The organism is Desulfoconvexum algidum, assembly GCF_055382125.1.
In genome coordinates this window covers 5,355,732-5,379,792 of record NZ_AP042394.1, presented here as the reverse complement: position 1 = coordinate 5,379,792, position 24,061 = coordinate 5,355,732, and the positions used below count along the sequence as shown (strand labels likewise).

The 24,061-nt window shown below is 50.1% G+C and carries 21 protein-coding genes; 15 read left to right on the top strand and 6 right to left on the bottom strand.

Going from position 1 to position 24,061, the window contains the following annotated elements:
• Nucleotides 1-6: 6 nt before the first annotated feature.
• Nucleotides 7-915: a uroporphyrinogen decarboxylase family protein gene (locus ACZ45G_RS24275; RefSeq protein WP_464173104.1), complete on the bottom strand. Its 909-nt coding sequence runs from the start codon at nucleotides 913-915 to the stop codon at nucleotides 7-9.
• 95 nt (nucleotides 916-1,010) lie between these two features.
• Between ACZ45G_RS24275 and ACZ45G_RS24270 the strand changes: the two genes are divergently transcribed.
• From ACZ45G_RS24270 to ACZ45G_RS24230, 9 genes are all read left to right on the top strand, one after another.
• On the top strand, nucleotides 1,011-1,166 hold the full coding sequence (locus ACZ45G_RS24270; protein WP_464173103.1) for a hypothetical protein: 156 nt from the start codon (nucleotides 1,011-1,013) through the stop codon (nucleotides 1,164-1,166).
• A gap of 281 nt (nucleotides 1,167-1,447) precedes the next feature.
• Complete coding sequence (locus ACZ45G_RS24265) at nucleotides 1,448-3,283, top strand: ASKHA domain-containing protein (RefSeq protein ID WP_464173102.1); 1,836 nt, start codon at nucleotides 1,448-1,450, stop codon at nucleotides 3,281-3,283.
• A gap of 216 nt (nucleotides 3,284-3,499) precedes the next feature.
• Complete coding sequence (locus ACZ45G_RS24260) at nucleotides 3,500-6,010, top strand: GAF domain-containing protein (protein ID WP_464173101.1); 2,511 nt, start codon at nucleotides 3,500-3,502, stop codon at nucleotides 6,008-6,010.
• Complete coding sequence (locus tag ACZ45G_RS24255; RefSeq protein ID WP_464173100.1) at nucleotides 6,007-7,386, top strand: sigma-54-dependent transcriptional regulator; 1,380 nt, start codon at nucleotides 6,007-6,009, stop codon at nucleotides 7,384-7,386. The genes ACZ45G_RS24260 and ACZ45G_RS24255 overlap by 4 nt, the downstream gene beginning before the upstream one ends.
• A 354-nt stretch (nucleotides 7,387-7,740) precedes the next feature.
• Nucleotides 7,741-9,168: a trimethylamine methyltransferase family protein gene (locus tag ACZ45G_RS24250; protein ID WP_464173099.1), complete on the top strand. Its 1,428-nt coding sequence runs from the start codon at nucleotides 7,741-7,743 to the stop codon at nucleotides 9,166-9,168.
• A 50-nt stretch (nucleotides 9,169-9,218) separates the two neighbouring features.
• Complete coding sequence (locus ACZ45G_RS24245; protein WP_464173098.1) at nucleotides 9,219-10,778, top strand: BCCT family transporter; 1,560 nt, start codon at nucleotides 9,219-9,221, stop codon at nucleotides 10,776-10,778.
• A 26-nt stretch (nucleotides 10,779-10,804) separates the two neighbouring features.
• The gene (locus ACZ45G_RS24240) at nucleotides 10,805-11,437 is read left to right on the top strand and encodes a corrinoid protein (RefSeq protein ID WP_464173097.1); all 633 of its coding nucleotides are present in this window, start codon (nucleotides 10,805-10,807) and stop codon (nucleotides 11,435-11,437) included.
• Between the two features lie 90 nt (nucleotides 11,438-11,527).
• A complete protein-coding gene (locus ACZ45G_RS24235; protein WP_464173096.1) occupies nucleotides 11,528-12,328 on the top strand; it encodes a dihydropteroate synthase in 801 nt (266 codons plus the stop codon).
• A gap of 63 nt (nucleotides 12,329-12,391) precedes the next feature.
• Nucleotides 12,392-12,523: a hypothetical protein gene (locus ACZ45G_RS24230; RefSeq protein ID WP_464173095.1), complete on the top strand. Its 132-nt coding sequence runs from the start codon at nucleotides 12,392-12,394 to the stop codon at nucleotides 12,521-12,523.
• 236 nt (nucleotides 12,524-12,759) lie between these two features.
• Here the strand turns inward: ACZ45G_RS24230 and tsaA are convergent, their stop codons facing one another.
• The gene (tsaA, locus tag ACZ45G_RS24225; protein WP_464173094.1) at nucleotides 12,760-13,473 is read right to left on the bottom strand and encodes a tRNA (N6-threonylcarbamoyladenosine(37)-N6)-methyltransferase TrmO; all 714 of its coding nucleotides are present in this window, start codon (nucleotides 13,471-13,473) and stop codon (nucleotides 12,760-12,762) included.
• Nucleotides 13,449-15,269 carry an oligoendopeptidase F gene (gene pepF / locus ACZ45G_RS24220; RefSeq protein WP_464173093.1) on the bottom strand — a complete coding sequence of 607 codons (1,821 nt, stop codon included), beginning with the start codon at nucleotides 15,267-15,269 and terminating at the stop codon, nucleotides 13,449-13,451. Before pepF ends, tsaA begins: the two co-directional genes overlap by 25 nt.
• A 168-nt stretch (nucleotides 15,270-15,437) precedes the next feature.
• Between pepF and ACZ45G_RS24215 the strand changes: the two genes are divergently transcribed.
• The 5 genes from ACZ45G_RS24215 (at nucleotide 15,438) to ACZ45G_RS24195 (ending at nucleotide 19,877) form a co-directional block, all read left to right on the top strand.
• Nucleotides 15,438-16,253 (top strand): alpha/beta hydrolase, encoded by an 816-nt coding sequence (locus tag ACZ45G_RS24215; protein ID WP_464173092.1) that lies wholly within the window; start codon nucleotides 15,438-15,440, stop codon nucleotides 16,251-16,253.
• A gap of 94 nt (nucleotides 16,254-16,347) precedes the next feature.
• Entirely contained in the window at nucleotides 16,348-17,049 is a 702-nt protein-coding gene (locus tag ACZ45G_RS24210; RefSeq protein WP_464173091.1) for an AzlC family ABC transporter permease, read from the top strand.
• Entirely contained in the window at nucleotides 17,042-17,353 is a 312-nt protein-coding gene (locus tag ACZ45G_RS24205; RefSeq protein ID WP_464173090.1) for an AzlD domain-containing protein, read from the top strand. The genes ACZ45G_RS24210 and ACZ45G_RS24205 overlap by 8 nt, the downstream gene beginning before the upstream one ends.
• Entirely contained in the window at nucleotides 17,353-18,198 is an 846-nt protein-coding gene (locus tag ACZ45G_RS24200; RefSeq protein ID WP_464173088.1) for a TrmB family transcriptional regulator, read from the top strand. The genes ACZ45G_RS24205 and ACZ45G_RS24200 overlap by 1 nt, the downstream gene beginning before the upstream one ends.
• A 140-nt stretch (nucleotides 18,199-18,338) precedes the next feature.
• Nucleotides 18,339-19,877, top strand: a complete 1,539-nt coding sequence (locus ACZ45G_RS24195; protein WP_464173087.1) for an NAD(P)/FAD-dependent oxidoreductase — start codon at nucleotides 18,339-18,341, stop codon at nucleotides 19,875-19,877.
• An 8-nt stretch (nucleotides 19,878-19,885) separates the two neighbouring features.
• Here the strand turns inward: ACZ45G_RS24195 and ACZ45G_RS24190 are convergent, their stop codons facing one another.
• Nucleotides 19,886-20,341, bottom strand: coding sequence for a hypothetical protein (locus ACZ45G_RS24190; protein ID WP_464173086.1), 456 nt, complete (start codon nucleotides 20,339-20,341; stop codon nucleotides 19,886-19,888).
• Nucleotides 20,342-20,409: 68 nt separating this feature from the next.
• Nucleotides 20,410-21,603, bottom strand: a complete 1,194-nt coding sequence (locus ACZ45G_RS24185) for an MFS transporter (protein WP_464173085.1) — start codon at nucleotides 21,601-21,603, stop codon at nucleotides 20,410-20,412.
• A gap of 171 nt (nucleotides 21,604-21,774) precedes the next feature.
• On the opposite strand from ACZ45G_RS24185, the gene ACZ45G_RS24180 reads away from it, so the two are divergent.
• Nucleotides 21,775-22,803, top strand: coding sequence for a ketopantoate reductase family protein (locus tag ACZ45G_RS24180; protein WP_464173084.1), 1,029 nt, complete (start codon nucleotides 21,775-21,777; stop codon nucleotides 22,801-22,803).
• A 1-nt stretch (nucleotide 22,804) separates the two neighbouring features.
• Here ACZ45G_RS24180 and ACZ45G_RS24175 read toward each other — a convergent pair whose 3' ends face one another.
• Nucleotides 22,805-24,061, bottom strand: a complete 1,257-nt coding sequence (locus ACZ45G_RS24175) for a glutamate-5-semialdehyde dehydrogenase (protein WP_464173083.1) — start codon at nucleotides 24,059-24,061, stop codon at nucleotides 22,805-22,807.

The window sequence follows — 24,061 nt, the reverse complement described above, 5'->3', positions numbered from 1 at the left end:
TTTATTTTATTGAATATGGTCTGCCAGTGCATATATTTTTTTTATCCGGTCCAGAAAATCAGCGCTGTACAAGCCGCAGGAAGAACTTAAAATGAAACCGCCTCCGGTTATCATGGCCTTTAACATGTCTGTGAATTCTAAAATCATTTCTTCAGAAAGCTCAGTTACCAGAAGCTGTGCATCGATCCCGGCCATGATAACATGATTGGGACCCATGAGGTCCCTCAGCTCCGGGAGATTGTTGATGCTGTGCTGAACTGCGGCAAGGCCATCAATCTGCCAGGAACGAATAAGTTTTGTTAATTGTTTGATTTTGCCGCAGGAATGTAAAAATACAGGCAGTCCGGCGTTATGAATGTTATTGACAGATTCCCTGTAAAATCCTGTACACAGCATCTCAATATCTTTGGGCGCGATCATGGGGCCCTGATCGGCGGCAAGATCATCTGTGAGGATGATGCCCTGTACTCCCATGTCAAGGCATTGGGAAATCAGGTCAAGAATTCTTGTTTGTTCCTTTTCATAGGCCTTGATGACCTGGCTGCGGTCCCGGGCCCATCCGATGAGAACATTCATCAGCCCCATACCGTTGACCAGTTCCTGGAATGGACCGTCAACCACAGCGGTAATAAACCGGCCGCCGATTTGGACAGCCTTTTTAATATCGGCATATTCAAAATAGCGATACCCCAGAGACGGCTTGCTAATGGTGTTATCGGTGACAGGAAGGCAGATCATCTCCTGCCCCAGCTGGTCAGCCATGGAAAAATGATTTTCAAGGGTGTCGGTAAATCCGGCCTGTTTCAAAAGGTCGGTTCCAAGCCAGACTTCTCCTCTTGGAACAGGAAATAAAGGGGTATTCTTTAATGCGGCGTTTATTTTGTCCGCAGCATTCTTTTCAAAGGCTTTTTTCATGTTCCACAAGATCCTATTGCAACTAAATTCAAAACGCGACAATAACAGATTTGAGCAGCGTTAACCAGTTTTGTACTAAATTATTATACAGGGAAATGATAGATATTGCTCTGCTGTCTGATGCGTTAAGGACAATCTATACACAGCCCAAACATATTTTGGGTGTATGGGAGGCCACCACCATGTTTCAGATGGCAGCAGCAAAGGACTTTCATGGGGATGAAGGTAAAGAAGGGGGGGGGGGCAAGTGAACCGGTAGAATAAAAAAAATGGCATGGATATTGATATAATCGATCTTTTCGGATAAGAGGGGGGCTTTGTAGAGAATGGGTGAATCGGTTAGTGGGTGTCTAATTTTTGAAACTATTGTTTTTATGTTCAAAATAGAGCGGAGTGATACCACAAGTTGTCACTTTTTAATATTCAATTTGGTTCTGGCTTTGCAAGGTTTGGACAACAAAATTCATGCATTTTTTATCAGAACAGAAGAACAGTATTTTTAAACTTAAAAAAATTGAAAGGACTATAAAAAATGAAAATTGAAGTAGATTTTCAACCCATCGGCAAACATGTGGAAATTGATTCAGGCACAACGATTTTACAAGCGGCCCAGGAGGCAGGCGTCGGTATTTCAGCTATTTGTGGTGGTGCGGGGTCCTGTGGCGCCTGTCGGGTTCGTCTGGACGATCAAGAGCATGTGAGCAAACCAAACGAGACCGAAATCGAAGTTCTTGATTCCGATGACCTGGCTTCGGGCATACGGCTGGCTTGTCAGACTGAAGTTTATGGCCCCACCCGGGTGGATGTCCCTTCCGAGTCCATGACGGCAACCCAGCGCACCCAGGTGGAGGGAGAAGAAATCAGTTTTGAATTTGAATCGCCCATCAAGGTCCTGGATTTGACCTTGGCCAAAGCCGAGGCCACCGACCTGCAGGCGGATTTTGAGAGACTCCGTGCTGCTGTTTTGACAAACGGCTGGGCTACCCTGCGCTGCCATAGAATAAATATTCTTAAACAAATTCCAGGTCTGTTGCGGGCAAACAAATGGAAAATTCGGGTGGGACTGCGCGGTGACGAACTGGTCAGTGTCAGTGCGCCGGGAACCCCTTTGCTGGGGATGGCCGTGGACATCGGCACCACCAAGGTGGCCGGGTATCTGGTGGATATGGTCAGCGGCGAAACCCTTGCCATAAAAGGCATCATGAATCCCCAGATTACTTACGGTGAAGACGTTATGGCCCGGATTTCCTATTCTTTCATGCATGAGAATGGATCGGGCATTTTGCAAAAGGCCATCATCGATGCGTTGAATAAACTGGCCATTGATCTTTGCGCCGCAGCTGGGGCAGACGGTGACACCGACACATCGGTTTATGTGCCGACCCAGATTGTGGAATCGGTCATGGTGGGTAATACTGCCATGCATCACCTGCTGCTGGGCCTGCCGGTCGAACAGCTGGGCCTTTCACCGTATGTGGCGGCGGTATCATCACCGCTGGATGTAAAGGCGGATGAAATTGACCTGGCTTTTTCACCGGGTGCCACTGTCCATCTGCTGGCCAATATCGCCGGCTTTGTCGGTGCCGATCATCTTTCCATGCTTCTTGCTACAGATACCCACAAGAAAAAAGGGGTGGTAATCAGCCTGGATATCGGCACGAATACGGAAATCACCCTTGCGTCCCATGGCAGCATGATTGCCTGCTCAACCGCTTCAGGACCGGCTTTTGAAGGGGCCCATATCCATCATGGCATGCGGGCCGCGGACGGTGCCATCGAACGGGTCCAGATTGTCGACAACAAGCTGGCCTTTCAAACCATTGGCCATACGGCGCCTGTGGGGGTCTGCGGCTCGGGTATCCTGGATGCCATTGCCCAGCTCAAGCTTTGCGGGGCAATGAACGACAAGGGTGCTCTGGATGTCAAGCATCCCTTGATCCGTGAGGGTAAAAAATTGCCCGAAGCGCTTCTGGCAGCAGCTGCCATATCTGGAAACGGTCATGATATTGTCCTGACTCGCAGTGATATCAATGAAATTCAGCTGGCCAAAGGCGCCATGCGGGCGGGCATTGAACTGTTGCTGGATGCGGCAGGTGTCACGGCAGCGGATGTTGATGAATTTATAATTGCCGGTGCTTTTGGTACTTACATCAGCGTGGAAGCTGCCGTTGGCATTGGTATGTTTCCCGATATTCCCATAGATCGGTTTCGTCAGGTGGGTAATGCCGCCGGTATTGGTGCAAAGCAGGCCCTTTTGTCTACCACACGCCGGGCGGAAGCCGCTGGCATTGGCGAACGGGTCGAGTACCTGGAACTCACCGTCAGTAAGAAATTTCAGGCAGAATTTTTAAAGGCCTTGTATATGTAATAGTTCGTATCGAAAAGTGAATAATCTTATTCTGGTTCTGACCTTTCAAACCCAGCCAAATTACCTCTTTCCACCTTATTATGCATAGGTAAACCTATGGCCTGGCAAACCGGTTGTGCTCCACCCTGTCCTGTGGTAGACTGCAATCGGTGTGGGCAAGGGTCGGGGTTGAAAAGGGCTTCGTTAATTTTGATGTTTTAAACGTGTTGTTTTTTGATGGTTAAATTAATAAAGTCTTTTTTTTTTCTTGCTGCCCTCTGGTGTGCTCTTTCGATAACCAGTCCGGCGTTTTCATCGGACAATCTCCTCACCTCCGACGAACAGAAATGGCTGAACGATCACAATCGGACAGTCCGCCTTTCCCCTGCACCCGACTGGGAGCCTCTGGAATTCTTCAATGCAAACGGAAAATATTCCGGGCTTATTGCTGAGTACATCTATCTTCTCGAGAAAAAGCTGGACATCAAATTTAAGATTATCCAGACTGACACTTGGGGCCAGGTGTTAGAGATGGCCAAGGACAGGGAGGTGGATGTCATATCCGCCGCCTATGCCACCAAAGACCGGCGACGGTTCATGAACTGGTCAGATCCTTACATTAACCTTAAGACCACCATTATTGTCAAAAAATCTTTGAAGAAAAAACTCTCCCTTGAGACGATGACTGGGATGCGGGTGGGGGCGCCCAGGGACTACATCCTTTTTGACTACCTGAAAAACAATTACCCAGAGCTTGACGTGGTGGCGGTTGAGACCGGAGCCCTAGGCCTTAAAAAGGTCTCGTTCGGTGAGATTGACGCCATGATCATGGAGATGCCCAACGCTCTCTATTCCATTGAAGAGAGCCAGCTCACCAACCTTCGCCTGGCCGGAACCACGGATTATATCGCCACCTACAGCCTTGGCACTCGAAAGGACTGGCCAAAGCTCCACTCCATCCTCACCAAGGGGTTGAACAGGATCACGCCAGGGGAGCGGGAGACCATCTATAACCGCTGGATACACCTTACCCAGGATCCCTGGTACAAGAACCGTACCTTCTGGTACATCACCGCAAGCCTTGGCATTGCCTTTTTTCTGATCGTGGGCACCGTCCTCTTTATTAACCGCACCCTCAAGGTCCAGGTGGCCCAGCGCACTGGGGAACTCCGGTTCAACGAGATGCGCCTGGAAGCCCTGCTTAAGCTTGCCCGCATGAACGACGCATCCATTGACGCCATCATCGACTTTGCCTTTAGGGAGGCCATTCGCCTCACAAAAAGTCGGTTCGGCTACCTTGCCTTTGCCGGCAAGGACAGCATTTTCTACACCGTGGACAGTTTGGGGCGCTCCTACCAAAAGACCGTCTTCAAGAGCGAGGAATCCGATTTCACATCTAAGACCATTGGACTTTGGCGGGACGCCATAATCAAAAAAAAGCCTGTCATCTCCAATGACTACATGGAGTCCAACCCGTTCAGGCGAGGCGTACCAGAGCAGCATTTAACCATATACCGGTACATGAACATTCCGGTTGTGAACGACAACCAGGTGGTTGTGATCGCCGGTGTGGGAAATAAAGCCGACCGGTACGACGAGAGTGACCAGCGGCAGCTCTCCCTGCTCCTTGACGGGATGTGGCGAATGATTCGGCGAAGGGAGTCTGAAATGGCCCTGAAAAGCAGCGAAAAAAGGTTCAGGGACCTGGTGGAGAACTCCCCCTTTGGCATCTCCATCATCAGAAAGGGAAGGTTGGTCTTCAGCAATCCGGAGCAGGAGCGCCTGAAAGGCCTCATGCCCCTGTTCCGCCACGGCAGGTTCTCTACCATTCACCCGGATGATATAGACAAGGTTGAGGAATTCTACCGCACCTTCACCTCAAGTTCAAATTCCGCCGAACTTGAATTCAGATTTTACCCCCAGGATACCCCTTCCCAGGGGCAGCTCAAATGGGTTAACTGCCGGGCCACCCCCATTGACGTCCAGGAGGGTATGGGAACCCTTATTACCACCATGGATGTCACAAAGGCCAAAAACCTGGAACGGCTGCTCATCATCCAGGACAAGATGGCCTCTCTGGGCCATGTGTCCGCCGGCATCGCCCATGAGATCAGGAATCCCCTGTCTGGCATCAATATTTACCTCAATGCCCTGGAGCAGCATCTTCTGGACGGGGAGGAGATGGCGGAGACCTCTCCCATGATCCAGCAGATCAAGTCCGCATCCGGGAAGATCGAATCCGTAATACGCAGGGTGATGAACTTTTCCAAACCCCATGAGCCCAAGTTTGTTCCAGCCAACCTCCATAAGCCCATTGATGAGGCCATCGCCCTTTCTGCAGCCACCCTCAGGAAGAACAAAATCACGCTGGTCCGCAAATTTGATCCAGATCTCCCCCTCTGCCATGCCGAGCCCCATCTCATTGAGGAGGTGGTACTGAATCTGATTAATAATGCCTGCCATGCCCTGGAAAGGGTAGGGACAAAGACCCTCCTCATCGCAACCGACCACGACAAACATTTCGTCTCCATAAGGGTGGAGGATTCAGGCCATGGCGTTCCGTTTCACATCCGCCAGCGGATCCTGGAGCCCTTTTTTACCACAAAGAAAAACAGCACCGGCATTGGCTTGAGCATCTGCCACAGGATCATCTCCGACCACAAGGGAGAATTTACTGTCTCCACAAGTGACCTTGGCGGCGCGTTGATGCGGGTAAACATTCCAATAATAAAGAGAAGCAGACCATGACCCTTGATTTTAAGATTTACATCGTGGATGACGAAGAGATCATCCGGGACGGTATCCGGCTCACCCTTGGAAAGCGCTATACCCTCCTGGGATTTGAAGATGCAGAGAGCGCCATCGAGGCGATGGAGACCGACCCGCCTGACTTGGTCCTCCTGGACATAGGGCTTCCCGGCCTCAGCGGCATCGAGGCCCTTGAAGCGATCAAGGAGCAGAACCGGGAAATCATCGTCATCATGATCACCGCCTACGAGGATATCACCTCGGTGATTTCCTGTATGAAGCTCGGGGCCTATGACTATGTGGTCAAGCCCATCTACATGGAGGAACTCGAGGTGACCATTTCAAACGGCCTTGAGACCATCCGCCTTCGAAAGGAGATCCGGGCGATCCAGGAGAGTCAGCTCAGGGAAAACCTGCCCTGTTTCATCAGCGAGAGCCATGCCATCCAGGAGATCATGACTTTTATTGAACGGGTGGCTAAGAGCCCTGACACCCCTGTGCTTATTCTTGGTGAGACCGGCACGGGAAAGGAGCTCATCGCAAGCACCATCCATTATCGAAGCCCCCATCATAAAGGCCCCTTTATCACGGTCAATTGTGCGGCCATCCCCAGGGAACTGATCGAAAGCGAACTTTTTGGTTATGAAAAAGGCGCCTTCAGTGGGGCCAGCGCCACCGGGAAAAAGGGATTGATCGAAGCGGCTGACGGCGGAACCCTGTTTCTGGACGAAGTGGGGGACATGAGCCTGGAGGTCCAGGCAAAGTTGTTGAGATTCCTCGAGTACGGCGAGTTCTATCGGGTGGGCAGCACCCGGGTCAACCGGGTGAATACCCGGATCGTGTCGGCCACCAACAAGGACCTTGAAACCATGATCAGCAAAGAAACCTTTAGAAAGGACCTTTTCTTCCGGCTGGGGGTGATCAGAATCAATCTTCCCTCCCTGAACGATCGGCCTGAAGACATTGAGCTGCTGGCCAACTATTTTATCGGTAACTTTTCTGAAAAATTTAACATCCCTGGAGTCACCCTGTCCAGGGCGGCCCTGGAGCTGTTGATGCAATACTCCTGGAGCGGCAATGTCCGGGAACTCAAAAATATGATGGAGCGGGGGGTGCTGACGGCCCAGGGCAAGCAGATAACGGCGCTGGATCTCGGCCTGGACCAGATGCGAAGGGGAGAGATGATGACCGGTCCCTACGACAACTTTGCCCCGATCCCGGCCGCAGGCATTGACATCAACGAGGTCCGGGCCGCGGTGGATCGGTTCTACTTTAACCAGGCCCTTAAGATGGCAAAGGGAAACGAGACCAAGGCCGCAAAGCTTCTCAACCTCAACCACCACACCTTCCGGTACCAGTGTAAGAAGGTTCTATAGGGGACGCTTTGCTCCGGCCTGCCTTCCCCCTGGCCGGTTTCCAGCCATAAAATTTCGGTCGGGAGCCAGGGCTCAACTTTCCCGTAGAAGATCTTCTATTTTCTTTAAGATCTTCTACGGGGCTGAATTCCCTCCCTTTGATTCCTGGGCGATCACATTTTGGCCCGGCCAGGGCCTATGTAAAAACTTTGTTTGTGAAAAATGTTATATTTCAGATGGTTGTTTTGAATCGCAGCAAATCTCTTCGTAAAAATACAGCCCCTGGTATGCTTAATGCTATTTATTCTTTTCAAGTGATCGAAACAGTCTATTAATCAGGGTCTTTCGAAGATCTGATAATGAAAGGAGTTTATAATGGGATTGGCAAGCAAAATCAGGGTCGTTGAAACAGAGGTACTCAAACAGGTTCATGAAGCAACCGTTGAAATCTTTGAAACCGTGGGCATTGAATTTCAGCTGCAGGATGCCGTGGATATCCTGGAACAGGGCGGCGCCCGGGCAGAGGGACATCGGGTTTTCATACCAAGGAAGATGCTCGAGGCAGCCATAAAAACGGCCCCTGCTTCGTTTAAACTATGGGGAAGGGACGACAAAAAATCCATCATCATGGGGGAGGGCCAGACCCGTGTCCATGTTGAGCCGAGTAACGGCCCCGTGTTTGCCCAGGATATCAAGGGGGGCAAACGAAAGGGCACCATGGAGGATCTTATCAACTTCTATAAGCTTGCCCATACAAGCGATGTGTGCGATGTCAGCGGTGCCATTCCGGTGGAGCCTTCGGATATTGATTCGGAAGGGCGTCACCTCAGGATCTTCTATGAGATGATCAAACACACGGACAAGCCCATCCGCAACAACGTGGGCACCTATAAAGAGGTCAAGGAGATGTTCGACATGTTTGAGATCGCCGTGGGAGAACAAGGTTACCTCAAAACCCATCCCTCCATCTATGTGAGCATCAACCCCTTGAGCCCCCTGGCCTACGACAGCAAGCCCCTCGAGACCATCATTACCTTTGCCAAATACGGTCAGCCTGTGACCATTCTCTCCTGCGCCCTGGCCGGCATCTCCGCCCCTGTCAGCCCCCTTGGTGCTGCAGCCCTGCAGAATGCCGAGATGCTTGCAGGTCTTGTTCTCATGCAGCAGATCAATCCAGGGACACCCTATATTTATTCTCCCTCATCGGCCATGCCCAACATGCAGAACGGCCAGTACGTCACAGGATCTCCCGAGTCAAACCTGATCAACATCATTAATCTCCAGCTGGCCCTGGAACTATACAATCTGCCCACCCGGTCCATGGCAGGACTTACCGACGCAAAGACCATCGATGCCCAGGCCGGCTATGAGACCATGCAGAACCTGTTCATGTGCATTGCCGGCGGCTCCCATGTGATCAACGAGTGCCTCGGAGTAATGGATTCCATCATGACCAACTCGTTTGAAAAATTTATCCTGGACGAAGAGATGATCTCAAGGATGATACGGATCATGGACGGTGTGGGCACTTCTGAAAAAGACCTTGCCCTTGATGTGATCAAGAGTATCGGTCCCCAGGGCTCATTCCTCATGCATCCGTCTACCTTGGCAGCCTGCAGGGGCTCATGGCGGCCCACTGTCTCCTCCTGGGACAGCTATGACAAGTGGGAAAAAGCCGGGGCCCCGGATGTGGTCGAGACGGCCAACAAAGCGTATCTCAAACGAATCGCTGCAGCCCCTGATATTCTTTTAAGCGACCAGGCCGAGGAGAAACTCCAGGCATTCATGGCAGCGGCCGTTTAGACAGTTATTTTTTTATGCACCTTCATTTTTAAAACAAGGAGTAATGAAAGTTGAATAAACCCAAGATAGACCCCTATATCTTCTGGCCTTCGGTGTCTCTGATTCTGGCAGTACTGGTACTGCTCATGGTCAACCCGGAAGCTGGCCGGACCACGATTTCCTCAGTGCTCGCCTTCATCACCCATAACTTTGATTCCCTGATCGAATGGTTCACCCTGGGCGGTTTCCTCTGGCTGATCTGGCTTGCCTTCAGTAAATACGGTTCCATCAAGCTCGGGGGGCCGGACGACAAGCCCGAGTTTTCAACCTTCAGCTGGATCAGCGTCATGCTCACGGCAGGATCCGGCTTTGCCCTCATGTACTGGGCAGCGGTGGAGCCCATCTACTATCTGTCGAGTCCCCCCTTTGGCATCACGCCGGACTCGCCTGAGGCCGCCAAATGGGCCATCAGCTACGGTATTTTCCACTGGGGATTTTCTGCCTGGGGACTCTTTACCATGGCTGCCGTGGGCATCGGCTACACCTACCACGTACGGAAAATTCCTTTTCTCAAGGCCAGCGTCGCCTGTGAAGGGGTCCTGGGCAAGTATGCCTCCGGCAAGGTGGGCAAGGTTATCGATTGCATCATCCTGCTGGGAACCGTGGGTGGTATGGGCACCTCCCTGGGGGTTTGCGTGCCCCTGATGTCGGCCTGCTTCACCAAGGAGTTCGGCTTTGCCCAGTCCGTGGGCCTGGACGCGTCTGTAATTATTATCTGGGTCGCCATCTTCGGCACCACGGCTTACCTGGGTCTCCACAAGGGAATCAAGATCCTGTCTGACTGGAATGTCTACGGCATCATCGTCCTGCTGCTCTTCATGTTCCTTGTGGGAAATACCTCTTTTCTCATGTCCTACTACTCCCAGAGCATCGGGGTGATGTTCCAGAATTTTCTTGAGATGAGCACCTATACAGAGCCCATCCTCAAGACCGGGTGGCCCCAGGACTGGACCGTGTTCTACTGGGCGTGGTGGGTGGTATGGGCCGTCTACATGGGATTGTTTATCGCAAGGGTTTCCAAGGGCCGAACTATCAGAGAAATGATCATCGGGTCCATGGTCGCCCCCACCATTGGAACCTCCATGTTCTATCTGGTGTTCGGCGGAACCATCGTGGATCTTCATCTGAACGGCGGCAATCTCATCACCACGTTGCAGAGCGAGGGAGCCCCTTTTGTGATTATCAGCATGCTGGAATCCCTGCCTCTGTTTTCCATTGTCCTGCCCCTATTCATGATTATCGGGTTTGTCTACCAAGCCACAAGCTTTCAAGGTGCTGCTTATACCCTGGCATCCATGGCCAGCGATCGGCTGCTGCCAGACGAGGAACCAGCTCCCTGGCACAGGCTGTTCTGGGCCATCGTACTCGGTGTGCTCGGTTTTGTCATAATCATCGTCGGAGGACTCAAGATCGTCCAGATCGCCTCGGTCATCCTGGCCGTGCCGGTATACATCATCATCGCCATGATGATCTTCTCCGTGATGAAGTGGATGCGTGAGGATTTTGGCAACCAATGCCGGAGCAAGAAAATGGTCTATGATGTCACAACCAAACAGGTTTCTGAAGAATAATAAACATACAATAGGAGAATATTATAATGTCAGATTTTGCAGCCATTACAGAAACATTGATCTCAGGGGATGCAGACGTCCTCGTCAACCAGGTTAACCAGGCCATTTCATCGGGCCATAAGCCTGGCGAAATCCTGTCCCAAGGTCTGATTTCAGGCATGGACATCGTGGGGGAGAGAATGGAGAGCGGCGAGATGTTTATTCCCGAAGTTCTCATGTCCGCCCAGGCCATGTCCCAGGCCGTTGGGGTACTGAAACCCCTTCTGGGCGAAGGAGAGTCCAGCTCTGCAGGCCGGGTGATCATTGGAACCGTCAAGGGAGACCTCCACGATATCGGCAAAAATCTTGTCTCCATGATGATGGAGAGTGCAGGGTTTGAGGTAACCGATCTTGGTGTGGACAATGCGCCGGAAGATTTCATTGGGGCAATTAAAGAACAAAATGCCACCATCGTTGCCCTTTCCGCCCTCTTGACCACCACCATGCCCATGATGAAAAAAACAGTGGATGCCATTGTGGAAGCAGGTTTAAGAGACCAGGTTAAAATTTTGATCGGCGGGGCGCCGGTTAACCAGAGCTTTGCCGATGAGATCGGTGCGGACGGGTATGCCGCCGATGCCGGCTCTGCCAGTAAGCTTGCCAAGTCCTACCTGAATTAAACGAAACACCACCTTGATCCGGGATAGGGCGGATGCCATGATGGATCCGCCTGTCCCGGATTGATTTTAAGGAAGCAAAAAGGAGATATTATGTTTGAAGTGATCGGAGAGAGGATCAACACCACCCTTAAAAAAGTACAGGCAGCGGTCATTGAACGGGATGCTGAGCATATCAAAGCCGATGTAAAAAAACAGGAGGCCTGCGGGGCTAGCTACATTGACGTCAATGCCGGAGCCAGGATTGGCCACGAAAAAGAAGACATGGCGTGGCTTTTGGAGATTATCCAGGAGGTGACTGAACTTCCCCTTTGCCTGGACAGCCCGGATCCCGAAGTGCTGGAGATGGCCTATACCATGGTCACCAAGACCCCAATGGTTAACTCCATCAGCCTTGAAAAAAATCGTTTTGAGGCCATGATTCCCTTTCTCAAGGGAAAGGATTGCAAAATCATCGCCCTATGCATGGACGATTCCGGGATGCCAAAGAGTGCGGATGACATCATTAACCGCGCCAAGGATATTGTGGGTGAACTGGAAGCCATCGGTGTTAAAAGGGAAAACATCTATGTGGATCCCCTGATCCAGCCCATGAGCGTTGACAAAGATAACGGAAACATGGTTATGGATGCGGTCCAGGCGATCATGACCGATCTTGAAGGGGTTCACACCACAGGGGGGCTTTCCAACATCTCCTACGGCCTTCCCCAGAGAAAGATCATTAACCGTATTTTTCTTGCCATGATGATGAAGGTGGGGTTTAATTCTGCCATCATGGATCCCCTGGACACGGAGATCATGGCGGTCATGAAAACCACAGAAATGATCAAGGGCTGCGACAACTACTGCATGAACTACCTTAAGGCGGTCAGGGCCGGTAACATCAAGGCTTGATCCACCTTAACCCTATGGAGGGCTCCCCGGGTTCCCCTTCCAACCTAGAGAAAAGAATTCGCCATGATACCCCACAATGAAACGGCAATACTGACTATGAAAAAGATTTCCTCCGCCCCGGCCCTGGGAGAATTTGACAAGAAGATTGGCGTTTACATGGACCGCAAGTCCGGTAAGGACAAAAATAGCCCCTGAAACAAGGTATGAAAACTGGGTAAGTAAAATTTTATTTGGCATGGTTAAATTCAAAATTATTTAAGAGTTGAAATATGCACTCAACCAGGTACTGGCAAAACATGTTGTGCCAGTACCTGGTTGAATCTTAACATTCCTGAAATAAAACATAGGCATTAAGTGGGGGATGGGAATCGTCTGGATTTTATTGAAAAAGATCGAAAACTATCAAATTTCTGATTTACCAGATTCGTGATTTACTGGGTGTGCTCCAGGGCAATCACCTGGATGCCGCCATTGATCACCCTCCATTTCAGGTCAAAATCAAACAATCGGATTCCGTAGAGCCTGTCTGGCTCATCTTTGATATTGCTGCAATACCCGGGTCTGGGATCGTTTTCAAGAACCTGGGTGATGATGGATCGAAGATCCGGGATTTCTTCGTCCAGGAGGGCACATTGCCCAAGGGCCTTGTCGGAAAAATTGATATGGAACCCGGAATCGGGAGGGGTGGGCGCAAAGCCGCCCGTGGCCTGGGGGATGCTGTCTGAATAGGGCAGATAGGGTTTTATATCCAGCACCGGGGTGTTGTCTAAAATATCCACCCCCGTAAGGTGGAGAATGGGTCCTTGGGAACTTATTTCCACGGAGTTAAGTCTTACCGCAGACATGCCGAGGGAATTGGGCCTGAAGGGGGAGCGGGAGGCAAACACCCCGACGCGTTTATTGCCGCCCAGGCGGGGGGGGCGGACCATTACAGGCCAGGTGTTTGTGACGGCCCTGTGAAAGACAAAAATCAGCCAGATATGGGAAAACCCGGAAAGTTCTCTTACGGCTTCTTCCCTGGCAAATTCCGGATGAAAGACCAGGGTGCCCGGTGCCTTTTCCACCAGATTCATCTGCCGGGGAATCCCGAATTTTTCCTTGAAGCAGGTGTGCAGGGTGCCTATGGGTTTAAATGGGTATTCCATAACGTTTCCAGGGTATTTACTTGTTGTTTAAAATAGGTGATGGTTGCAAGAATCGGTTCTGGAGAGGACATGTCCACCCCGGCGGTTCTTAGTTCGTCAATGGGGAATTGGCTCCCCCCAAGTTTAAGAAAGGAGAGGTAGTCCGTTACTGCTGTTTGGCCCAGGGTCTGGATCCTTTTGGAAATGGCCAGGGCAGCGGATATGCCCGTGGCATATTGATAGACATAAAAGCTGGAATAAAAATGGGGGATGCGAAGGCATTCAAGGCCAAGCACCTCATCTATTACCAGGTGATCTCCAAAATAGACTTCCAGAAGTTTTTTATATTCCCCTGTCAGGGTTTCCAGGGTCAGACTTTTGTTTTGGGCGGCAAGCCCGTGGATGATGTTTTCAAATTCAGCAAACAGGGTCTGTCTGAAAAAGGTGGCCCGGATATTTTCGATTTCCCGGTTCAGGATATAGGCCTTCATCCGGGGATCTGCCTCATATTTTTTTAAAAGGTATTGTCCCAGAAGATTCTCATTCAGAGTGGAGGCCACTTCGGCCACAAAAATAGTGTAATCGTGGCTTGCATAGGGCTGATGTTTTTTTGAATAATAGGAGTGCATGGAGTGGCCGGCCTCGTGGATAAGGGTAAAGAGGCTGTTGATGGATTTTTCTTCATAATTCATCAAAATATAGGGAGGGGAATCATAGCACCCGGAAGAATAGGCACCGCTTCGTTTGCCTTTGTTTTCATACCGGTCCACCCAGCCACGGGTCAACCCTTTTTCCAGGATATCACAGTATTCTGCTCCCAGGGGGGCCAGGGCCGCGATGCAGGTGGTGACGGCTTCTTCATAGGGCATGTGAAATTTTACATTGCTGACAATGGGAACATAGGTGTCATAGATATGCAGCTCGTCCAATTTCAGGGCTTTTTTCCGAAAATCAAGATAGGCATACAAGGGGGTCAGGTTTTCCCTGACGCTTGAGATCAGGTTGTCATAAACGGTATCGGCTATATTGTCCTTGTATAGGGCCGCTTGCCTTGCATGGGAAAAGTGTTTTGCCCGGGCATAAAAAAGATCTTTTTTTACCGAGGCACAAAGGGAAGCTGCAATGGTATGCTTATGACGCGCATAAATCTCATAGTACTGGGTAAATACACTTTTCCTGAAATCCCTATTCTTGTGGCTCAATAAAAGGGTGAAATTGCCGTGGCTTAAGGGTTGGGACTTGCCATCCGGATCAATCAGGCTGCCGAAGTTGAGATCTGCATTGTCCAGCTGGCCAAAAATCTGCCGGGGAGCGGCGAGGCATTCTCCGGCCATGGCAAGGAGTTGCTCCACCTCGGCATTTCTGGTGTGGGGGATATTCCGGATGATTTTTTCAAGGTAAAACCCATAGGCACCAATGGACGATTCCTTGAGAAAAACAGCCAGTGTCGTTTGGGGAATGGCCTGGATTTGGGGGATAATAAAGCTGGCTGCGTCACTGACCCGGGTGTGAAGGTTCACGGCCCGTTGAAAGAGATCATCTGCTGGGTCATTGGTTTTGTCTTCATCGTTTTTTAAGTGGGCATAGGTGTAGACCTTTTCAAGGTCCCTTGCCATGTCATGGTCAAAATCAAGGCCGGCCTTGAACAATTCATAGGAGGTGTGGAGCATATCTTTGAATTGTTCATATCCGGGTATCCTGTTTTCCAAATCTGTATAAAGGGTTTCCCAGTCTTGTTCTCTTGAAAAAAGGGGGGTAAGATCCCAGCAATCCTGCGCCGGGATGTCCTGTCTCGTTGGAATATTTTTTTTGTCCATGGTAACTCCTTTCTTGCTGGGACAGCGGTTGTCTGCTTTTATCCTGCCCAATAGTTTCCTTAACTAGATCAGATCCCGGGGGTTTGTCAAGGAAGGGATAAAAAAAGGATGATTTTGAAGGGTGGTTTGGGTATGGTGGATATCATATTAAACTTGGGGGAAGAATAGATGAAAATTATAGGATTCATTCTCATCGGCGGCATTGTCATTATAGTGGGGCTCATGCTTTTTTCAAGAAAATTATTATATTTTCCTACCCCTGTGAGCGGGGCAAGGCTTGCCTACCTGAAATCCGGGTTTGATCAGGTCAGGGAAATTACCATCCCCATTGAAAAAAAAGGGTCTCTCCATGGCTGGCTGATTCAAAAAGATATGGAGAACCTGCCCACCCTTTTTTATTTTGGAGGCAATGCTGAAGAGGTCTCTTTGAATATGGAGGATTTTGTCCAAAAGATTGATGTCAATGTGGTCATGGTTAATTATCGGGGATTTGGGCAAAGCGATGGAACTCCGGATGAAGGTTCATTGAAATCAGATGCCCTGGCCATCTATGATGCCATGGCAAAAAAATATAAGATAACGCCTGATAATGCGGTTGCCTGGGGGCGAAGTATCGGTTCCTCCATGGCCTGTTTCCTGGCCCTTGAGAGGGGACTTGGCCGGCTGATTCTCACCTGCCCCTTTGACAGTATCGTGTCTGTGGCAGCCCATTATTATCCTGGCTGGCTGGTGGGAATGGTCTTAAAGGATAAACACCAAACCATCGATTTTTCATCCAAAATCATTGCCACCACCCTGGTTTTGGCATCCAAAGCAGACGAGGTGATCCCCCCGGAAAATACCCTGAAGCTGTATGAGAGTCTGAACTGTCCCAAGGAGTTGGTGTATATTGACGGGGCTGGGCACAATACCATCTCGGAGTTTGATGGGTATTATGGGGCGGTAAATCGGTTTCTGAGGGGATACGGCACCATTTCCAATTAAAGTTTTTTGTTTGGAGTAAAGATTTCTTGACAAAAATATAGTAGTTACTACAATAGTCACTAATTGTTATTGCGTTAATTATGGAGCGATTGGAATGGTAAAACAAGAGGTCCAGGATGCTATAAAAGCCGGCATCCCTATTTTTATCGGTTATTTCCCGGCTGCCGTGGCCTTCGGGATTCTGTCCAAAACCACAGGGGTTTCCCTGTTGGAATCTTTTTTATTTTCAGCCGTGGTCTTTGCCGGGGCCAGCCAGTTCATTGCGCTGAACCTTCTGGCCACGGGAATGGGGTTCACCGGGATTATCCTGACCACCTTGCTGGTTAATTTCAGACACTTTTTAATGAGTGCCTATCTTTCCACCCGGATTAAGGAAAAGCTTAAAAAATATTATTTTGCCCTGGCCTTCGGCGTGACAGACGAGGTTTTTTCAGTGCTCTCCTTTAAACGAGGTCCCCTGTCCAAGGGGTTTGTGTTTGCCCTCCAGATGTCTGCCTATTCCGGATGGGTAGCAGGCACCCTTTGTGGTTATCTTCTGGGGGGATTTATGCCCCCAATTTTGAGCCAGAGCATGGGGGTGGCATTGTATTCCCTGCTTTTGGCCATATTAATGCCCGAGATAAAGGCTTCTTTCCTCTCCTTGTTTCTGGCCCTGTCATCGGGCCTTCTCAATTGGTTGTTGCTCTATCTGGATATTTTACCCAAGGGCTGGAGCATCATTGTGTGCATTTTTATTATTGCCACGGCAGGGGCTTTTTTAACCTTGAGGTACCAAAAGGAGGAACTCCATGGGTGATAATCTGATCCCCCTGATCCTGGGAATGGCTGCTGTGACCTATGGGCCAAGGCTGTTACCGTTTCTATTTTTTTCCAACACCCCAATCCCCAGGCGGGTGGATGCCTTTTTAAAATGTATTCCCGTGGCGGCCATCGGCGCGCTGATCATCCCCGGTGTAATGACCGCCACCCCGGAATTTCCCCCGGCGGCCCTACTGGGGATTGGATTTACAGCTGTCTACGGTTTTTTCAAGGGCGGCATCATTGTACCGGTATTGGGATCGGTGGGGGTTACCTACCTGGCCCTGGCAGGACTGGGATAATGGATCAAGCAACCCAAATGATGTCCGACATGAAGACCCTGGGGTTTTCCGAGTATGAGTGCAAGGCCTATTTGAAACTGCTGGAAGCGTTTCCCTTGAACGGGTATGCCCTGAGCAAAGCCTCGGGGATCCCAAGGTCCCGGATTTACGAGGTCTTGAACAATCTGATCGACAAGCAGATGGTCTTTGAGCAGGCAAATGAAAAAAACCGGGTCTATTACCCCGTGGAGCCCAAGATCTTTATTGAAAAGCTTAAGGCCCATTATGAGAAACTTTTTGAGGATTTGGCCGAATATGCCGGTGCTCTCTACCAGGAACCCAAGCAGGATGATAAGCTGGTAGTGATTTCAGGCAGAGAAAATATTATCAGCTTTCTAAAGCTGCTCATCCAGGGGGCCCAAAAACGGGTGGCGGTTTCCATTTGGGAAGAAGAAATACAAGACCTCACGGTTGAGCTGGATGCGGCTGTGGAGCGGGGGGTCATGCTCAGGGGGATTTATTTTGGAAAAAAGAACGCCTATGCGTCCCTTACGCCCCACCGCAGGATTGACCGATACGTGGCCGAGAAAAAGGAACGCTACCTGTCCATTATCATCGACCATACCCATGTTATCTCCGGGATTATGTCCCGGGGAGCCAATGCCAAGGTCACCTGGACCCGGGATGAGGGATTTATCGAGGTCAGTGAGGATTATATCGCCCACGATCTTATCGTCAATCTTTATTCTGCCTCCCTGGACCCTTCGACCTATAAACGTTTTGAATCCTTTGCCGACAATGTCCATGACCATTATTTCCACTATTCGAAAAAGGATCTGGCCACCTATAAAAACCTCATGGAGTGACATTTTTCATGGCCGATCTAATTCACTATTTCTTTTACAATTTCCATGGATACTGATAAACTCATTGGATGGAGCGCCTTTAAGCATTGTGCTTTCCGGTATCCAACCCTTGGCCGGCACCATCACAGGAGATTTAGAATTTGGGATTTCGGGAAATTACCCTAGAACTATCCACCGACTACACGGATGAGGCTGCAAGGGATGCCATTGCAAAACAATTGGGCATCCTGCAGTTTACCTGGCAGATCCAGGGCAAAAGCCTGGATGCCCGGAAAAAAAGCAACATCCACTGGCTGATCCGGGCCGGTGTGCTGTCCGATGAACTAATTGGCGGAGAGCCCTTTGTATATCCTTGTTTGGAAATTCCCTGGAAAAAAAGAATCACCAAGGCTTTGGTGGTGGGAAGCGGGCCAGCTGGCTTTTTTGCCGCCCTGGTGCTGCAGAAAGCCGGATTTCAAACCCTGCTCATCGAACGGGGTTCCAAGGTGGGCAGACGGTCTGACAGCATACAGACCTTTGAATCTACCGGCACCTTTGACCCCATCAATAATTATGCCTTTGGAGAAGGCGGGGCCGGCACCTTTTCTGATGGAAAGCTCACCTCAAGAACCAAGCGGGTGGCTGCTGAAAAACAATTCATTCTGTCCAGCTACATCCGGGCAGGTGCTCCCAGGGAAATCCAATATCTGGCCCATCCCCATTTGGGCACGGATTATCTTCGGCGCATTGTAAAGGGCCTGAGAAAGGAATTTGAGGCCCTGGGAGGGCAGATGCAGTTTGAAACCCTGCTCACGGACCTGACCATTAAAAATGGAAAGGTGGTTGCGGCCGTCACCTCAAAGGGCGAAATCCCCGTTGATGAGGTGGTCATTGCCCCGGGCCACTCCGCCCATGAAACCTATCGCATGCTGATTGGAAACCAGGTTCAATTTCAAACTAAAAATTTTGCCATTGGCTGCCGGGTGGAACATCCCCAGGAATTCATCAACAAGGCCCAGTGGGGAAGGGACTGTCTTCCCGGGGTCAAGGCCGCAGAATATCGGCTTACGGCAAAAGGGGACGGGTATCTTCCCGTCTATACCTTCTGCATGTGCCCCGGCGGAATGGTGGTCCCGGCTGCCGCCTATGCGACCGCCAATATCGTTAATGGCATGAGCCGTTACAAACGAAGCGGTAATTTTGCCAATGCCGCCTGCGTGGCCGGTATCAACCTTGAAACCCTTTTGAAAAAGCCGGTGGAACCGCTGGAAGCCCTGGATTGGCTGGGGGATCTGGAACATCGGTTTTATGAATATGCCAAGGGCTATCGTGCCCCCTTTGCCACCATCGACGGGTTCATCCAACAACAGGCCCCCTCCCGGACAGTTGACACAAGTTATCCTCTGGGGCTCACCCCGGCACCTCTTTGGGACCTACTTCCCCAGGCGGTCAGCCGTTCCATTGCCCAGGGACTCACCGTATTCAACCGAAAACTTAAGGGATTTGATTCAGGGATTATTTTGGGGTTGGAGAGTAAAACATCATCGCCGATCCAGGCCGTGAGAGATAAGGATAGATGCTGCCAGGGGTTTTCGAACCTGTATCTGGCAGGGGAGGGGTCTGGCTGGGCCGGGGGAATCATCTCCAGCGGTGTGGACGGGATTCGTTCTGCCATGGCCATCGTCCAAAAAACATCATGAACCGTTAATTATCTGTTTTTATTGAGTTTTCCTGGCAGAAAAAAATTGTCAATTACCCCTGGTCCTGTAGAGGAAACGGCCAGACCTAAAGTCTCGAACCAATTCAGGGCTTCTGTCTCGTTAGAAAAGGCGCGGATATGGAAGCGGTTTTTTTCTTTGTCGATCTGATGGATGGTGAATTCCTTTAAACCGGAATCCATAATCAGGGCACGGGCCACCTGGCCGTTTGCCTGTGCCCAGTCAGAAATTTTTTCGAAAAAATCAATTGCATCCGGGGTCCCCCCTTCAAATTGCCTCAGATCGCTTAGAATGCCGAATTTTTTGAGATTGCTCTGCTTAACAAGTGTCTCATATTTGGAAAAAAAGGCTTGGGCTCCCTCCAGGTTCCAATTGTGAAAAAATCGTATGATGAAAATTTCCCCTTGAAGAGAAATCTCGAATTTGCCGTGTGCCTCAAATTGCATATATTTCCTTTTGTTGATTTGTTTCAATAATATACGAAATATATAATGAAACAGTCAATGTCAATTGTTTATTCAAGGCCTGGGGTCGGGATTATACCGGGTTTTCTAACACGCAAGATAAGGAAGGCGGATATCAAATAAAAAAAAGCAAATCCTGTGAATACAATCGTAAAATTTCCATTGGTGGTATCCAGAACAATTCCGGAAAGCCAGGGACCCAAAAAGCCGGCAAGAAAACCATAGGCGGTGAAAACAAGGCCGAAAACTCTGCCGAAATTTTCAAGGCCGAAACATTCGGTGACCAGGGGAGCTGAGACCGTGAACATCGCACCAAAAGCAAGACCGACAAAGCAGGCAAGGAAACTCAATAGATAGAGCTCTGTGACAAAAGGCATCAAAAAATAGGCTGCTGAGGCGAAAAGAAAAACTATCATTAGAATTTTTTGTTTTGGAAAATAATCCGCCAGGCGGCCGCAAACCAGCCGGCCGATCCCATTTAAAATATTAAAACAGGTGAGAATCATAACATATTGGGTGACATCATAGCCCAGGGTCTGGCCAAATGTGGCGCTAAGTATGATTAGAGAAACACCGGCTGCCCCTGCAAGTGCCCATACACACCATAAATATCTGAAGGGTTTCAAGGCAATTGTCTGCATCAGGCTCAGCCTGGGGGCGATTGTCAGAGCTCGTTTTGCCATGGATTTCGGAATTTTGATGAACAGGGCGCATCCCATCCCGATGCTGATGGCTGCAACCATGGTGATCCAACAGGTGGCCCCATATCCTTTTGAAACCAAAAGGAAGGAAAATACTGGGGACATGATAGCGGATGAGCCACCAAATGTTAGATTGATGATCCCCGTGAGAAGCCCTTTGTTTGCCGGAAAGAGTCGTTGGAATATGGTTAAGCAGGGGATATAGACAAATCCGCAGAAAAAGCCTTCCGCAAATGCCCAAATATAGACATGGGTGATTGAGGTTGCATATCCGACAAGACCAATGGACAGGGCACAAAAAAAATTACCTGTCAGAATCATCCAATGGGGTGCTATTTTTTCCTGAAGTTTTCCGGAAAGGTACATGGAAAAGCCGGTTCCGGCCAGAATAAAAAACATGAGCCGGCCTATCTGGGATTTGTCCACGTTGAATAGCTGCTGCCATTCACCTGCCATGACACCGGGAAATCCGAAAACGAATGACCCTGGAAAAAAGATGGCAAAACACCCGCATGCCACAAGGAAGTGTATGTTATTGAACATGCGCAATATCATATTTATCCAGACCTCTAATGTTAGGAAAGAACCAATCTAACTTTTTTTTCACAAATTGGAAACTTAATTTTTAAGCATGACGGCTTCTTTGGGCAGCATTTACAAATTTTGGAAAATCTGACATAGATAAATATCTATAACCAAAAGGAGACAGCGTCCATGAATCAGACAGGTTTGGATTTTAAAATAGCCGTGGTAGGGGCCGGCGCCATTGGCGGTATTTGTGCGGGTCTCATTAAAAAGGCAGGCCTTAATGTCCAGGTGGTGGTTCGCAGAGAAGAACATGCCCAAAAGATCAAAAACCTGGGGATTCATATCACCGGCATAAAAGGAGAGTTCACTGAGAGAATGGATGCCGTAGTCGGGGTGGAGAATATGGACCCGGACGTAGATTTGGTGCTGCTGGGGGTCAAGGCCACGGCCCTTGCGGATGTGACTCAAAAACTTAGTTCCCGGCTGAGTCCTTCAGCCATGGTGGTCTCCCTCCAGAATGGATTTTGTGAACAGGCCCTGGCCGATGTCCTGGGAAGGGATCGGGTCATCGGCTGTGTGACCGGCTGGGGCGCCACCCTGCACTCGGACTGTGATTTGGAAATGACCTCCAGCGGCGATTTTATTATCGGCAATATCGATGGCAAAAAAGATCCTCGCCTGGAAAAGGTGCAATCTGTTTTAAACCGGGTGCTTCCCTGCCAGATCTCAAATAATATTGGCGGCAGCCTCTATTCCAAACTGATCATCAATTCCTGTATTACCTCTGTGGGCGCTGTATGTGGCCTTTATCTGGGGCAGATGCTGGCCCAAAAAAAGGTCAGGCTTGTTTTTTTAAGGATAATGGAAGAGGCCATGGCCGTTGCAATAGCCATGGATATCAAGGTCGAAATTTTTGCCGGCAAGCTCAATTATTACACCTTTCTTGAAGAAAACGGAATGATTTTGGCCCTGAAGCGCCATTTGTTTTTGAGGGTGCTGGGGTTTAAATACAGACGGCTCAAATCCTCCATGCTCCAGTCCCTTGAACGAAAACAAGCAACGGAAATCGATTATTTAACAGGCTTTATCACAAAAAATGGCAAAAAACACCAGGTTCCCACCCCGGTGAACGACCAGATCTTTGAGATGGTCCGGGAAATTGAGCAGGGCCAACGGGCCATATCCCCCGATAATCTGGAGCAAATAAAAATTTGAATCAGATCCGGATCTGACCCTCTCCCCAGGCAACAAATTTGGTGGTGGTCAGCTCTTTGATGCCCATGGGACCGTAAGCATGGAGCTTTGAGGTGGAAATCCCCATTTCCGCCCCCAGTCCCAGTTCCCCGCCGTCATTGAACCTTGTTGAGGCATTGACAATGACCAGAGAAGCGTCCACTTCCCGGACAAACCTGCGGGATCGGCTGTAGTCTTGTGTGATAATGGCTTCGGTATGGTTGGAGCCGTGGGCCGCGATGTGGGCCATTGCCGCATCCATATCCTCAACCACCTTGACGGCCAGGATAAGATCCAGATATTCCGCGTCCCAGTCTTCAGGGGTGGCGGATTCAATCTGGGGAAGAACTGCACAGGTTCGTTCACAGCCCCTAAGGGCTACGCCGGCTTTGGTCAAGGCTTTGTAGACCAGGGGTAAAAATTTATCTGCAATGCTCCCATGGACCAGCAGGGTCTCCAGGGCATTGCAGACCCCGGGCCGCTGGGCCTTGGAATTGACACTGATGTTTGCGGCCATCTCAAGATCGGCACCCTCATCCACATAGGCATGGCAGACCCCTTTGTAATGCTTGAGCACGGGGATGGTTGACAGGGCCACCACATGGCGGATGAGGCCTTCCCCGCCCCTGGGAATGATCAGGTCAATGGACTCTTCCTGTTTAAGCAGAATGTCCACGGCTGCCCGGTCCGGAACCGGGATTACCTGGACAGCGGCCAGTGGCAGGCCTGTTTCTTTCATGCCCTGTTCAATTACCGATGCCAGGGCCATGTTGGAACAGATGGCTTCGGATCCACCCCGCAAAATTACGGCATTTCCTGCCTTGAGGCAGAGTCCTGCAGCATCTACGGTGACATTGGGGCGGGATTCATAAATAATCCCGATGACCCCTAATGGAATCCGCATCTTGGCGATTTCAAGTCCGTTGGGCCGGATGGAGGCATCGGACAAAGACCCCACCGGATCGGCGAGGCCTGCCACAAACAAGAGGCCGTCTGCCATTCCCTGGATAACCGCATCACTGATGGTGAGCCGGTCGATCATGGCCGGGGAGAGTCCGTTTGTTCGGGCACGGTCTATATCCTTTTCATTTTCCACCTGGATGGCGGAGGCATTTTTTATGATCAGATCGGCAATGGCCACGAGGGCCTGGTTTTTTTGGCTGGTGGATACGGCTGCCATGGTTCTGGACGCTTGTCTGGCATTTTGGGCTATTTGAATGATCTTGTTTTCCAAAGACAT

Bases quoted from the DNA above. Each gene is read 5' to 3' on its own strand.
- ACZ45G_RS24275 (WP_464173104.1), bottom strand. From the start codon at position 915: ATGAAAAAAGCCTTTGAAAAGAATGCTGCGGACAAAATAAACGCCGCA.
- ACZ45G_RS24270 (WP_464173103.1), top strand. From the start codon at position 1,011: ATGATAGATATTGCTCTGCTGTCTGATGCGTTAAGGACAATCTATACA.
- ACZ45G_RS24265 (WP_464173102.1), top strand. From the start codon at position 1,448: ATGAAAATTGAAGTAGATTTTCAACCCATCGGCAAACATGTGGAAATT.
- ACZ45G_RS24260 (WP_464173101.1), top strand. From the start codon at position 3,500: ATGGTTAAATTAATAAAGTCTTTTTTTTTTCTTGCTGCCCTCTGGTGT.
- ACZ45G_RS24255 (WP_464173100.1), top strand. From the start codon at position 6,007: ATGACCCTTGATTTTAAGATTTACATCGTGGATGACGAAGAGATCATC.
- ACZ45G_RS24250 (WP_464173099.1), top strand. From the start codon at position 7,741: ATGGGATTGGCAAGCAAAATCAGGGTCGTTGAAACAGAGGTACTCAAA.
- ACZ45G_RS24240 (WP_464173097.1), top strand. From the start codon at position 10,805: ATGTCAGATTTTGCAGCCATTACAGAAACATTGATCTCAGGGGATGCA.
- ACZ45G_RS24235 (WP_464173096.1), top strand. From the start codon at position 11,528: ATGTTTGAAGTGATCGGAGAGAGGATCAACACCACCCTTAAAAAAGTA.
- ACZ45G_RS24230 (WP_464173095.1), top strand. From the start codon at position 12,392: ATGATACCCCACAATGAAACGGCAATACTGACTATGAAAAAGATTTCC.
- tsaA (WP_464173094.1), bottom strand. From the start codon at position 13,473: ATGGAATACCCATTTAAACCCATAGGCACCCTGCACACCTGCTTCAAG.
- pepF (WP_464173093.1), bottom strand. From the start codon at position 15,269: ATGGACAAAAAAAATATTCCAACGAGACAGGACATCCCGGCGCAGGAT.
- ACZ45G_RS24215 (WP_464173092.1), top strand. From the start codon at position 15,438: ATGAAAATTATAGGATTCATTCTCATCGGCGGCATTGTCATTATAGTG.
- ACZ45G_RS24210 (WP_464173091.1), top strand. From the start codon at position 16,348: ATGGTAAAACAAGAGGTCCAGGATGCTATAAAAGCCGGCATCCCTATT.
- ACZ45G_RS24205 (WP_464173090.1), top strand. From the start codon at position 17,042: ATGGGTGATAATCTGATCCCCCTGATCCTGGGAATGGCTGCTGTGACC.
- ACZ45G_RS24200 (WP_464173088.1), top strand. From the start codon at position 17,353: ATGGATCAAGCAACCCAAATGATGTCCGACATGAAGACCCTGGGGTTT.
- ACZ45G_RS24190 (WP_464173086.1), bottom strand. From the start codon at position 20,341: ATGCAATTTGAGGCACACGGCAAATTCGAGATTTCTCTTCAAGGGGAA.
- ACZ45G_RS24185 (WP_464173085.1), bottom strand. From the start codon at position 21,603: ATGTTCAATAACATACACTTCCTTGTGGCATGCGGGTGTTTTGCCATC.
- ACZ45G_RS24180 (WP_464173084.1), top strand. From the start codon at position 21,775: ATGAATCAGACAGGTTTGGATTTTAAAATAGCCGTGGTAGGGGCCGGC.
- ACZ45G_RS24175 (WP_464173083.1), bottom strand. From the start codon at position 24,061: ATGTCTTTGGAAAACAAGATCATTCAAATAGCCCAAAATGCCAGACAA.